A 12592-nucleotide genomic window follows, 5' to 3' on the forward strand; every position below is an offset into this window, starting at 1 on the left:
CGGGCTCCAGTGGTTTCGAGGTGCCCAGTGTGAGGGGCAGGCTCCGGGCTTTATTGATCCAGATCAATAAAGCCCGGGTTAAGCTCTGGCGTTTGGACGAGGAGTGGCCCATGGCAGACGAGTTGTACCTCGACGGCTTTCGCGAATGCCGACCCGCGGGTGAGCCCTTGGCGACCCTGTTGCTGGCCCATGGGGCGGGGGCGGGGATGGACAGCCCCTTCCTGCAGCAACTGGCCGAGGAACTGGCCCGGCGCGAGATCCGGACCCTGAGATTCGACTTTCCCTACATGGCGCGAGCGCGCGCCGAGGGCAAACGGAGCCCGCCGAATCCGGCCCCGGTCCTGCTGGAGCACTGGCGGGCCATGGTCGCCACCTGGCGCGCGGCGGAAAGCGGACCGTTGTGGTTGGCGGGCAAGTCCATGGGCGGGCGGATGGCCAGTCTGCTGGCCGATGAACTGGGCGCGGCGGGCCTCATCTGCCTGGGCTATCCCTTCCATCCGGCGGGCAAGCCCGAACGGCTGCGCACCGACCACCTGGCGACCCTGGCGACACCGACGCTGATCGTCCAGGGCGAGCGGGATGCCCTGGGCACGCGGGAGGAGGTGGCGGGCTATGCGCTGGCACCAGGCATCGAGGTGCAGTGGATCGCCACCGCGGACCATGATCTCAAGCCGCTCAAGCGCAGCGGCCTGAGCCATTCCCAGGCGCTGGTAGAGACGGCGGCCCGGGTGGCGGCCTTTGTGCGTACGGCATCGAAGCATGAGAGCCTGCTCAAAGTCTCGCGAGCTAGAGACAAACGGCGTTGAAAATAGCTGAGGAAGCGGATCGGACCCGCGCTCGGGTTTACGAGTGGTAAATGAGCATTGCGACGGGGCTGGCCTTCCAGGCCATTTTCAACGCCGTTTGGCCGACGCGCAGCAGACTTTGAGGAGGCTCTTAGATGACCCGGAAGCCGCTGGTGCCATCCCGCCGCAACTGCTCGACCAGACCGAATTCCCAGTCCAGGTAAGCCTGCATGGCCGCACGCGGGGCGTCGGTGCCCTCGTAGGGGCGTCGGTAGCGATCGCGCCGGGTCGACAGCAGCCGCGTCTCGCCACCTTCCACCGGCAGGCCGGCGGCCAGCCAGGCCGCGGTGCCGCCTTCCAGCAGCAGGACCGGCCGGTCGGTGGTGGCCTGGACGTCGAGGGCGGCGAAGGCGGCCAGTTGGCCACTGCCACAGGTGAAGACATAGCGCTCGGCGGGTGGCAGCGCTGCCGGCAGATCGGCGCGCAGCACCCAGGCCGCGCCCGGGATGTGCCCCAGCACATAGTTGGCGCTGGTGGTGATATCCACCACCAGGGTGCCCGGCTCGGCCAGCCATTCCTGCAGCCGCGTCACCGAGATGCGCTCCAACGGCCCCGGCGTGGGTGCCGGTGCCTGCCAGGGGCCCGTAGCGCTGAGGGCGCCGGGCGGGATGGCGTCGACCACCGCCACCGTCCAGCCCATCTGTGCCAGCCAGGAGGCGCTCATGTTGGCGCGCACGCCGTCGTCGTCCACCAGCGCCAGGCGGGCGCCACGCACCGGGGCGCTGTGATCGGTCTCCTGGACCAGCTGGCCACCTGGTGTCGAGCGGGCGCCGGGCAGGTGGCCGGCGGCGAATTCCTCGGGGGTGCGCACATCGATCAGGTAGTTCGTGCGCTGGGCGTCGTTGCGCCAGGCTGCCAGTTCGCTGAAGGGCAGGCGGGCGACGCCGGCGCGATCGGCGACCTGGCGGGCGCGGGTCGCGGCGGTCGCCCGGGTCGCCGGACTCACCGCACCGAAGCGGCGTTGCTGGCCATGTTCCAGGGTCTGGCCGGCCAGGGTCCAGCCGATGGTGCCATTGCGCAGGGCGGCCACCGGATTCGGAATGCCGGCGTTGATCAGCGATTGGGCGCCGATCAGGCTGCGGGTACGGCCGGCGCAATTGACGATGACCCGGGTGCGCGGATCGGGTGCCAGCTCGGCCACCCGCAGCACCAGTTCGGCACCCGGCACGCTGACCCCGCCGGGAATGCTCATGGTCTGGTATTCCTCGAAACGGCGGGCGTCGAGGATCACCAGGTCGGCGTCCTGATCCAGCAGCGCCCGGACCTCCTCGGCGGGCAGCGAAGGGGTATGGCGCCGGGCTTCCACCAGTTCGCCAAAGGCCTTGCTCGGCACGTTGACGTCGATGAAGAGTTCGCCGCCGCTGGCGCGCCAGCCCGCCAGGCCACCTTCGAGCAGGGCCACGTCGGTATAGCCCAGGGCGTGCAGGCGTTCGGCCGCGCGTTCCGCCAGGCCCTCGCCATTGTCGTAAAGGGTAATGGCCACGTCGCGCCGCGGCAGCCGCGACCAGGCCTCCAGCTCCAGGCGCGACAACGGCAGATTGGCGGCCCACAGCGGATGGCCGGCGGCAAAAGGGTCTTCCTCGCGGACGTCGAGCAGGGCGACTTCGGTGCCGGCGAGCAGGGCCTGGCGGATGTCCTCGGCGGTGCGGATGGCGGTCATGGTGTGGCGGTCTCCTGGGACAGGTCCCACAGGTTGGGCAACTGGCGATTGGTGTAGCCGGAGATGAAGGGCTTTTCCTGGCCATCCGCGGCATAGACGGCGCGACGCACGGCGCCGATGTTGCCGCCATAGACGTGGATGCTGATGGAGGTGCGGTCGGCGTAGGCGTTGCTGACCTGGTGGATATCGCCCACCCGCGGCGAGACCGCTTCCACCTGGCCCGGCTCCAGGCGCACGGGCGCGCCTTCCGCCAGTAGGCGGCCGACGGGGTCGCGGGCGAAGCCCTGGGCGATCTCGGCGCCGCGCAGCATGCCGATCAGGCCCCAGATGCGGTGGTCATGCACCGGCGTGGCCTGGCCCGGACCCCAGACGAAACTCACCACCGAGAAGCGCTGGCGGGCATCGGCATGCAGCAGGTACTGGCTGTAGCGCTCGGGGCGGGGCAGGGCGCAGTCCTCGGGCAGCCAGTCGTCATGGCGCACCAGCTCGCCGAGCAGGGCGGCGCCGTGCTGCAGCAGCTGAGCTTCGGCAGGGTGTTCGTCGACCAGGGTGGCGAGGTCATGCAGGAACAGGCGCAGGCGGTCGAGCCTAGGGATCATGGCGAGCTCCACGGAGAAGGCGGGTGGACAATGATCGCCATTAAAGCAAGGTCAGGGCCCAGCGCCTTAGATCGATTGGTTCTGTGCTGAAAACAAGTTTTCGCATATTTAGCTATTTTTGTTATCCAGAACGAGCATATTAGGTTATGCGCAATCGATATTTCCGTCTCGGTGACTCACAACGTTAGGTTCTAAGCAGACCAGGGCAACGCCCGTCGCCCTGGCGCCTCTTCTGCTTTCGGAGCCGCTGCATGACCGTCTTCCAGAATGCCCTCGCCAGCGTCCGCGCCCAGGTATCCGCCGCCGAATGGGAGGCGCGGGTCAAGCTCGCCGCCGCCTATCGCCTGGCTGCCCGCGAACGCTGGACCGACCATATCTACACCCACTTCTCGCTACGGGTGCCGGGCCCGGAAGCGCACTTCCTGATCAATCCCTTCGGCCAGACCTTCGACGAGATCACCGCCTCCTCGCTGGTAAAGGTGGACCTCGATGGCGAAATCGTCCTCGACCCCACCGGGCTCGGCATCAACCCGGCCGGCTACGTGATCCACAGCGCCATCCACCGTGCCCAGCCGGACCTCCATGCGGTGCTGCACACCCATACGGCCGCGGGCATCGGCGTCTCCGCTCAGCGCGGTGGGCTACTCATGCTTTCCCAGCACGCCATGAGGTTCTTCGGCCGCCTGGCCTATCATGGCTACGAGGGCGTGGCCCTGGATCTGGACGAGCAGAGTCGGCTGGTGGCCGACCTCGGGGCGCACCCGGCGATGATCCTTTGCAACCATGGGCTGCTGACCGTGGGCGCCAGTCTGGAAGAGGCCTTCTGGCACCTCTATTACCTGGAGCGTTCCTGCGCGGCGCAGCTGGCGGCCCAGAGCGGCGGTGCCGAGCTGGTGATCGCCGCGGACGCCGTGGCGCAGAAGGTCAGCGACCTCATCCCCGGCAACCTGGCGCGCGGCGCTCATGTCCGCCACTGGGAGGCGGCGGTGCGCCAACTGGAGCGCCACGAGGGCCGGGAGTACGCGCAATGAAGCGCTTGCTTGCCACGCTGGGCCTGGCGCTGCTGCTGGGGCAGGCCCAGGCGGCGCCGGATCTCTCCGGGGTGACCCTGGTGCTGGGCGACCAGGCCCGCGGTCTGCGCGCCATGATGGAAGCCGCCGGCACCCTCGAAGGCGCGCCCTACCGCTATCGCTGGGCCAACTTCCAGGGCGCCGCGCCGCTGTTCGAGGCCCAGCGCGTCGGCGCGGTGGATACCTCCTACGCCGGGGACCTGCCGGTGCTGATGGCCGCGTCCGGCGGCGTGCCGCTCAAGCTGATCGCCACCAATGTCGGCTATCCCCAGGCCAATGGCCTGCTGGTACAGAAGGATTCGCCGATCCGTTCGGTCAGGGACCTCAAGGGGCGTACCGTGGTGGTGTCCTCGGCCAAGGGCAGCATCTCCCAGCATCTGCTGTATGCCGCCCTCGAAGAGGCAGGGGTCAGGCGCGACGAGGTGACGGTCAAGTTCGTGCTGCCCACCGATGCCAGCGCCGCCTTCAATGCCGGGCAGATCGACGCCTGGGCCACCTTCGATCCCTATCTCGGCATCGCCGAGCAGCACGGCGCCCGGCTGCTGCGCGATGGCCAGGGGCTGACCACCGCGCTGGGCTTTCTCACCGCCACGCCAGCGTCGCTGGAGGACCCGGCCAAGCGCGCCGCCATCGCCGATTTCGCCGGGCGCCTGGCCCAGGCGCGGGCCTGGGCGGTCGCCCATCCGCAGGACTATGCCCGGGTCTACGCCGAGCTGACGCGCCTGCCGGAAGGTGCCGCGGTGGCCATTTCCACCCGCACCTCCCGTGGCCTGCGCCCGGTGCAGCCAGCAGACGTCGCCGCGGTGCAGCAGGTGGCCGATCTCTTCAGCGAACTCCAGGTGCTGCCCAAACCGGTCGACGTCGCCGCCCTGGCCGATGCCAGTGTCTTTACTCAGGAAGCCAAACCATGACCCTCATCCGCCGTACCCTGCTGGCGCTACCGCTGCTGCTCGCCGCCAGCGCGGCCCTGGCCGCCGAGACCCTGACCCTGCGCATCGCCGACCAGAAGGGCAACATGCGCGCCCAGCTGGAGGCGGCCGACGGCCTGCGCGAGCTGCCGGGCTATCGCATCCAGTGGGCGGAGTTTCCCGCCGCCGCGCCCCTCGCCGAGGCGCTCAATGCGGGCGCGGTGGATGCCGGCATCATCGGCGATGGCCCGCTGCTGTTCGCCCTGGCCGCCGGCGCGCCGGTCAAGGCCATCGCCGTGGACAAGTCCGATCCCTATGGCACGGCGGTGATCGTGCCGCGCGACTCGCCACTGCGGAGCGCGGCCGATCTCAAGGGCAAGCGCATCGCCACCGGGCGCGGCTCCATCGGCCATTACATCGCGCTCAAGGCGCTGGATTCCGTGGGCCTGACCGCCCGGGACGTGAGCTTTCGCTTCCTTGGTCCGGTGGACGCCAAGATGGCCCTGGCCAATGGCTCGGTGGATGCCTGGGCGACCTGGGAGCCCTATACCGCCCAGGCCGAGCAGGTCGACGGCGCCCGGGTGCTGGTCAGTGGTCGAGGACTCTGGGCGGGCAACAGCTTCCTGGCCGCCACCGATACGGCCCTGGCCGATCCGGCCCGGCGCGCGGCGCTGCAGGACTACCTCGATCGTCTGGCCGCTGCTCAGCGCTGGGGCTACGCCCACCTCGACAGCTATGCCAAGACCCTGGCGCAGATCATCGGCTTTCCCGAGGCGGTGGCCCGGCTGCAATTCGAGCGCCGCCAGCTGCACTGGGAACCCATCGACCAGCAGGTGGTGGCCGACCAGCAGGCGGCGGCGGATTTCTATCATCGCAGCGGCCTGATACCGCAGCGCCTGGATGCGCAGGGGACCTTCGCCGAGGGGTTCCGGGTGGCCAAGCCGGACGCGCCGCGGCAGGCGGCGCGGGAGTAGGGCGGGATGCAGGGTGGTGTTGGGCTTCGCTTCGCTCAGCGCCAACCTGCGTACGGCGGGGCGCCCCCTCTCCCTCCGGGAGAGGACTCGGGTGAGGGAAAGCCCACACGTCACTCGACCTATCCATATAACCCATCCTTATTTCAAAAACGCTGAACAGCTTGAGTAGGCTATAAGCCAATTCCATGGATGAGCGCACCTCGATGCCCCCACGTCTCCCCTTCACCCGTCGTCCCCTGGCCTTGGGGCTCGCGGCCAGCCTGCTCACCGGACTGATCACCGCACCCCAGGCGGCCCAGGCCGAGGGCACCCTGCGCATCTCCGAACAATTCGGTGTGTCCTATGTGATCCTGCACATGCTGCGTGACCAGCAACTGATCGAAAAGCACGGCAAGCAAGAGGGCGTCGACATCAAGGTCGACTGGATCAAGCTGTCCGGTGGCGCGGCGGTCAACGAGGCGGTGCTGTCGGGCGCGGTGGACGTCGGCTCCGCCGGGCTCGGGCCGCTGTTCACGCTCTGGGACCGCACCCATGGTCGGCAGAACGTCAAGGCTGTGGCCAGCCTGGGGGCCTTTCCCAATTACCTGGTCACCAACAATCCGCAGGTCAAGACCCTGGCCGACTTCACCGCCAAGGACCGCATTGCCGTGCCGGCGGTCAACGTCTCGGTGCAGTCGCGCTTCCTGCAGTACGCCGCCGCCCAGGCCTTCGGCGAGAAGAACTGGAATCGCCTGGATCCCCTGACCGTGGCGGTGCCGCATCCGGATGCCACCACGGCGGTGATCTCCGGCGGTACCGAGATCAACAGCCACTTCGCCAATCCGCCGTTCCAGGAACAGGAACTGGCCAGCGGCAAGGTGCACAGGGTGCTCAGTTCCTATGACGTGCTCGGTGGGGCCGTCTCGCCCAATCTGGTGTTCGTCACCGAGAAATTCCGCCGGGACAATCCCAAGACCTACAAGGCCTTCCGTGAGGCCCTGGTCGAAGCCGGGCAGATCATCGAGAAGGACAAGGCCGCCGCCGCCCGTACCTACGTGAAAGTCGAGAATTCCCGCCTCGATCCGGCCCTGATCCAGCGGATCATCGAAAGCCCCGAGGTCAACTTCGACACGGCGCCGCAGAACACCCTGAAGCTGGCGGAATTCATGTACCGCATCGGCGCCATCCGCAACCAGCCCAGCGGCTGGCAGGACTATTTCTTCGTCGACGCGCCCGATCAGAAGGGCAGCTGATCCCTTTTCCCTTAGGGTTCCACCGGACCACCGGACGAGCCCTCGACATCTCGAGGTCTCCCATGGCTATTCCTCCGTTTTTCCTGCGCCTCGGGCTGCTCCTGGCGAGCACGACCCTGGTGCTGTCCGCCCAGGCCGCCGAGCCGCAGAAGATTCGCCTCGGCATCAACGACAGTCCGCAGAATGCCGCCCTGGAGCGCGCCGCCGAGGTGGCGCGGGAACAGGGCGTGGCGGTGGAAGTCGTCGCTTTCAGCGACTGGAACACGCCGAATCTGGCGCTCGCCCACGGCGACATCGACGTCAACTACTTCCAGCATCAACCCTTCCTGGAAAACGCCAACGCCCAGAACGGCTACGGCCTGGTGCCCATCGCCTATGGCGTGGAAAACAAGGTCGGCCTCTATTCCAAACGCGTGAAAAGCTTTGCCGAGGTGCCGGACGGCGCCACCGTGGCGGTGGCCGACGATCCGGTCAACCAGGGCCGCGGGCTGCACCTCTATGCCCGCGCCGGCCTGATCCAGCTCAAGCCGGACATCGGGCCCAAGGCCAGCCTGCAGGACATCGTCGCCAATCCCCGCCAGCTGAAATTCATCGAACTGCCCGGTCCGCAACTGGCGCGGGTGCTGGACGACGTGACCCTGGCGCAGAGCTATCCCTCGCATATCCTTGCGGCCGGCACCACGGACCCCAACAGTGCGCTGCTGTTCAGCGACGACGAGGCCAGCGGCCACCGCTATGCCCTGAGGTTCGTGACCAGGCCGGACAAGGCCGATGACCCGGCGATCCGCACCTTCATCCAGGTGTTCCAGAACGATCCGCGGGTGCGCGAGGCCATCGCCCAGGCCTACGGCAATCCGCAGCTCTACAGCCTGGCCTGGCTGAACCGGCAGGAGGCCGTCCGATGAGCAACGCGCTGCTCAGCACCGCACCGGCGCAGCCGCCCGTCGAACCCCAGGCCGCCCCTGCGCGCGAGCATCTGCGCCTGAGCGGGGTGCAAAAGATCTACACCGGCGGTGCGCTGCCAGTGACCGCGCTGGCCGACATCGACCTCAGCATCGCCCGTGGCGAGATCTTCGGCATCATCGGTCGCAGTGGCGCCGGCAAGTCCAGCCTGATTCGCACCCTCAATCGCCTGGAAGACGTCAGCGCCGGCCAGGTACTGGTCGATGGCGTCGATCTCGGTACCCTGAAGGGCGACCGGCTGGTGGCGCTGCGGCGGCGCATCGGCATGATCTTCCAGCACTTCAATCTGCTGGCCTCGCAGACGGTGCTGGAGAATCTGGCACTGCCGCTCAAGGCCGCCGGTTTTCGTCGCGATGAGATCGAAGCCCGGGCCCGGGAATTGCTCGAGCTGGTCGGGCTGCAGGGCAAGGAGCAGGTCTATCCCTCGCGGCTGTCCGGTGGGCAGAAGCAGCGGGTGGGCATCGCTCGTGCGCTGATGCTCAAGCCCGAATTGCTGCTCTGCGACGAGGCCACCTCGGCGCTGGATCCGGAGACCACCCAGTCGATCCTGGCCTTGTTGCAGGACATCAATCGCCGCCTGGGGCTGACCATCGTGCTCATCACCCACGAGATGGCGGTGATTCGCCAGATCTGCGACCGGGTGGTAGTCCTGGAGCATGGCCGCATCGTCGAACAGGGTTCGGTGTGGCAGCTGTTCGGCGCGCCCCAGGCAGAAGCCACCCGGGCGCTGCTGGCCCCCCTGGCGGCCCAGCTGCCGGCGGATCTGGCCAGGCGGCTCGCTACCAACCGGCAACCGGGCGCCCGGGCCGTGCTGGAGCTCGGCTACGACGGCGAGGGTGCGGAGCCCGACTTCCAGGCGCTGGGCCAGGCCCTCGGCGCACCGGTCGAGCTGCTGCATGGCGGTATCGACCGCATCCAGGGCCATGCCCTGGGTCGCCTGCTGGTAGCGACCGCGGCGCCGGAACGACGGCTGGCCAGCTTCCTGGCCCAGACCGGGCTGTTCGCCCGGGCGGAGGTGCTGGGCTATGTCTGACTTCATGCTCAAGGCGCTGTGGAAGGCCTTTCTCGACACCCTGACCATGGTCAGCGTGTCGGCGGCCATCGTCTGGTTCGCCGGCATCGCCCTGGCGGTGGTGCTGGTCACCACCGGGCGCGGCGCCATCTTCGCCGCGCCCACCCTCAACCGGGTGCTGGGCACCCTGATCAACGCCTTTCGCGCCACGCCCTTCATCATTCTGCTGGTGGCCCTGATCCCGCTGACTCGGCTGATCACCGGGACCACCATCGGCGTCTGGGCGGCGGTGGTACCCATCACCCTCAGCGCCACGCCGTTCTTCGCCCGCATCGCCGAGGTCAGCCTGCGCGAGGTCGGCGGTGGGGTGATCGAAGCGGCCCAGGCACTGGGCTGCGAACGGCGGCACATCGTCTTCAATGTGCTCCTGCCGGAGGCGCTGCCCGGCATCATCGGCGGCTTCACCGTGACCCTGGTGGCCATGATCGGCGCCTCGGCCATGGCCGGCGCCATAGGCGCAGGGGGGCTCGGCGACCTGGCGATCCGCTATGGCTACCAGCGCTACGACACCCAGGTGATGGCCGTGGTGATCGCCATCCTGGTGGTGCTGGTGTGCGGCATCCAGTTCATCGGCGACCGCTACGTGCGGCACCTGCGGGCGCGCTAGCTCAGGCGCTCCAGATAGGCCGGCAATTCCGGGTCGGGCAGCACCGAGAGCACCTTGAGGCGCTGCAGGGTGCGGTCGCGACCGCGCAGCAGGTGATTGCGCAACTGGCTGGCGGCCGAGTCGGGACTGCCTACCAGCAGGGATTCCAGCACCAGGCGATGCTCCACCAGCACCGCCTCGTCCAGCGGGGTGCCGAGGGACTGGTGGAAGATGCGCGAGACATTCAGCGGACTCTGGCTGTGGGCGATCAACTGGGCCAGCTTGCGATTGCGCAGGCCGGCCAGGCAGCGCCCATGCAGATCCGCCTCGATGCGCTCCACTGCGATCCAGGAGGTGGGCGCAGGGTGGGCAGCCAGCTGCTCCAGTCGTTCGAGCATCGCCAGCAGCTCGCCGCGCGCCAGTCCCGGCGCCGTCTGCAACAGCGCTTCGGGTTCCAGCAGGGCGCGGATCTCGTAGTCGTCGCGGATGGCCTGGGCGGTGAGCGGACCGGCCAGCCACTGGCCATAGGGTTCCTTTTCCACCAGGCCACGATCGCGCAGGCGCATCAGGGCTTCGCGCACCACGGCGCGACTGACGCCCAGGTGATCGGCCGCCTGCTGCTCGTCCAGGCGGAAATGGCCGAAGAGCAGGGCGTGGCTGACACAGGCGGCGATCTCGTCGCCGACCCGTTCGCCCAGGGAGCGCGTATCGATCAGTTCGTCACCGCTGTCCAGCCCGAGCAACTGGCGGGTCAGCGGCTGGCGCTGCGGCTCGCCCGCGGTGCCGGCCGGATCGATCAGATAACCACGCCCTTCGAAGCGGCGGATCAGGCCTTCCTCCTGCAACAGCGTCAGCGCCTGGCGCACCGGTACCCGACTAGTGCCGAACAGCTGTGCCAGCGGCGCCTCGACCAGGACCAGCCCCGGCACCGCGCGACCGGCCAGGATGGCTTCGCGCAGCGCATTGCGGATCATCGCGTAGCGCGCGGCGGTACGACTGTCATCGAGGGGGGCGGGGACTGCTGCCGACATCGGGGGCCTTCCGGAAACGAGATGAGAATTGTGGCACAGGCCTGCGGCCTTTCGCGCGTTACCGCCGGGGTCGGGTGCACGCACGGTAACGGGGCAGTCGTTACGGTTCTGCACAAAGATGGATCTATTTAATTTAAGTACATTTTATTGGCTGCAGGTGAAGAAAGGATCGAGCGACCTCTAAGCGCTGGCTTTGCGATTAAGTAGCAGCCTTTTTCTCAAGCTGGCACAAAGCCTGCTCTATCAAACGTACCAAATTATAAAATGTACGTTTAAGGAGCAGCCATGGATTCTGCCCACGCCCTGTCCCTGGATGCGGTCGGTCTCGGCGAGGCCTATGCCGCCGGTACCCTCGATCCGGTCGCGGTCTTCGAGGCGGCGCTGGCACGCGCCCAGGCATCCTCGGCCGTATTCATCAGCCTGACCGCCGCGCGTGGACGCGCCGAAGCCCTGGCCGCGCGCGAGCGCTGGCAGACCGGGCAGCCGCGTTCGCCGCTGGATGGCGTGCCGCTGGCCTGGAAGGACCTGTTCGACCTGCAGGGCGAGGTCACCACCTGCGGCGCCGAGCTGCGCCGCCTGGCGCCACCGGCGGCCACCGACGCCGAGCTGGTGCAGCGCCTGAGCCGGGCCGGCCTGGTCAGCCTGGGCAAGGTCAATCTCAGCGAGTTCGCCTATTCCGGCGTGGGATCGAATCCCCATTTCGGCACGCCTGCCAATCCCCGGACGCAGGCTGAGGTGCGCATACCTGGCGGCTCCTCCTCGGGGTCGGCGGTGGCTGTCGCCGCCGGCATCGTGCCCCTGGCCCTCGGTACCGACACCGCCGGTTCGGTGCGCCTGCCGGCCGCGCTCAATGGGCTGGTGGGTTATCGCCCCAGCCTGGGGCGCTATCCGGCGACCGGCATCTTTCCGTTGGCCGCATCCTATGACGTGCCGGGTCCGCTGGCGCGCAGCCTGCGCGATGTGCAGTGCCTGGATCGCCTGCTGAAAGGCGCAGCCGCCCGACCGCTGCCGGCGCTGACGGCGTTGCGCGTGGTGCTGGACCTGAGCGTGCTGGACGACGCCCGGGTGGAGCCGGCGGTGCGGGCCAATCTGCTGGCCGCCGCCGAGCGGCTGACCCGCGCCGGGGTGCGCGTGGAGCGCCGCGCCCGCACGGTCTTTACCGAGGCCCTGGAATTTCTCGCCGTAGAAGGTTGGCCAGGGGCCCTGGAAGCCTTCGCCCTGCACCGCGAGGTGCTCGACGGTCCCGCGGCCGCTCGCCTGGACCCACGGGTACGGCAGCGCCTGGAGCGGGCACGGGCCTTGCCCGATGGCCATCTGGCCGTTCTGCATGAACGCCGCGATCAGCTGCGGGAGCGCTTTGCCGCCGAATTCGCCGAGGCGCTGCTGTTGGTGCCGACGGTGAGCCGAGTGGCACCGCTGCTGGCTCCTCTGGAAGCCGACATAGACCTCTTCGCGGCCACCAATCTGGAGCTGCTGCGCCTGACCATGGCCGGCAGCCTGCTCGGCGCGCCGGGTGTCTCGCTACCCAGCGGCAGCGATGCCCAGGGCCTGCCCACCGGCTTGTTGCTGGTGGCCCCCGCCGCCGCGGACGAGCGCCTGCTCGATGCCGCCACGGCCGTGGAAGCCCTGGTCAGCGTTTGATTTCAAGTGGC

12 protein-coding genes are annotated in these 12592 nt (G+C 68.4%); 9 read left to right on the plus strand and 3 right to left on the minus strand.

Annotated elements, in window-relative coordinates:
* Positions 1-110: 110 nt before the first annotated feature.
* Complete coding sequence (locus tag AABM56_RS09725; RefSeq protein ID WP_347884049.1) at positions 111-806, plus strand: alpha/beta family hydrolase; 696 nt, start codon at positions 111-113, stop codon at positions 804-806.
* A gap of 130 nt (positions 807-936) precedes the next feature.
* Here the strand turns inward: AABM56_RS09725 and AABM56_RS09730 are convergent, their stop codons facing one another.
* Together AABM56_RS09730 and AABM56_RS09735 are read right to left on the minus strand one after the other, a co-directional pair.
* Positions 937-2505 (minus strand): rhodanese-related sulfurtransferase, encoded by a 1569-nt coding sequence (locus AABM56_RS09730; protein WP_133859279.1) that lies wholly within the window; start codon positions 2503-2505, stop codon positions 937-939.
* Complete coding sequence (locus tag AABM56_RS09735) at positions 2502-3104, minus strand: cysteine dioxygenase (RefSeq protein ID WP_133859278.1); 603 nt, start codon at positions 3102-3104, stop codon at positions 2502-2504. Before AABM56_RS09735 ends, AABM56_RS09730 begins: the two co-directional genes overlap by 4 nt.
* Positions 3105-3355: 251 nt before the next feature.
* Here AABM56_RS09735 and AABM56_RS09740 point away from each other — a divergent pair, with 251 nt between their 5' ends.
* From AABM56_RS09740 to AABM56_RS09770, 7 genes are all read left to right on the plus strand, one after another.
* Positions 3356-4135, plus strand: a complete 780-nt coding sequence (locus tag AABM56_RS09740; protein ID WP_133859277.1) for a class II aldolase/adducin family protein — start codon at positions 3356-3358, stop codon at positions 4133-4135.
* Entirely contained in the window at positions 4132-5085 is a 954-nt protein-coding gene (locus AABM56_RS09745; protein WP_133859276.1) for an ABC transporter substrate-binding protein, read from the plus strand. The genes AABM56_RS09740 and AABM56_RS09745 overlap by 4 nt, the downstream gene beginning before the upstream one ends.
* A 5-nt stretch (positions 5086-5090) precedes the next feature.
* Positions 5091-6056, plus strand: coding sequence for an ABC transporter substrate-binding protein (locus AABM56_RS09750; RefSeq protein WP_133859973.1), 966 nt, complete (start codon positions 5091-5093; stop codon positions 6054-6056).
* A 203-nt stretch (positions 6057-6259) separates the two neighbouring features.
* Positions 6260-7288, plus strand: coding sequence for an ABC transporter substrate-binding protein (locus AABM56_RS09755; RefSeq protein ID WP_347884050.1), 1029 nt, complete (start codon positions 6260-6262; stop codon positions 7286-7288).
* 62 nt (positions 7289-7350) lie between these two features.
* Positions 7351-8193 carry a MetQ/NlpA family ABC transporter substrate-binding protein gene (locus tag AABM56_RS09760; RefSeq protein ID WP_133859274.1) on the plus strand — a complete coding sequence of 281 codons (843 nt, stop codon included), beginning with the start codon at positions 7351-7353 and terminating at the stop codon, positions 8191-8193.
* Positions 8190-9284, plus strand: a complete 1095-nt coding sequence (locus AABM56_RS09765) for a methionine ABC transporter ATP-binding protein (RefSeq protein ID WP_133859273.1) — start codon at positions 8190-8192, stop codon at positions 9282-9284. Before AABM56_RS09760 ends, AABM56_RS09765 begins: the two co-directional genes overlap by 4 nt.
* Entirely contained in the window at positions 9277-9930 is a 654-nt protein-coding gene (locus AABM56_RS09770; RefSeq protein ID WP_044342295.1) for a methionine ABC transporter permease, read from the plus strand. The genes AABM56_RS09765 and AABM56_RS09770 overlap by 8 nt, the downstream gene beginning before the upstream one ends.
* Here AABM56_RS09770 and AABM56_RS09775 read toward each other — a convergent pair.
* A complete protein-coding gene (locus AABM56_RS09775; protein ID WP_133859272.1) occupies positions 9927-10940 on the minus strand; it encodes a GntR family transcriptional regulator in 1014 nt (337 codons plus the stop codon). The genes AABM56_RS09770 and AABM56_RS09775 overlap by 4 nt on opposite strands.
* Positions 10941-11225: 285 nt before the next feature.
* Between AABM56_RS09775 and AABM56_RS09780 the strand changes: the two genes are divergently transcribed.
* Positions 11226-12581, plus strand: coding sequence for an amidase (locus AABM56_RS09780; RefSeq protein ID WP_347884051.1), 1356 nt, complete (start codon positions 11226-11228; stop codon positions 12579-12581).
* The last annotated feature ends 11 nt before the right edge of the window (positions 12582-12592 follow it).

The sequence above is a fragment of the Pseudomonas aestiva genome (assembly GCF_039908605.1).
In the GTDB taxonomy this organism is placed as follows: domain Bacteria; phylum Pseudomonadota; class Gammaproteobacteria; order Pseudomonadales; family Pseudomonadaceae; genus Chryseomonas; species Chryseomonas aestiva.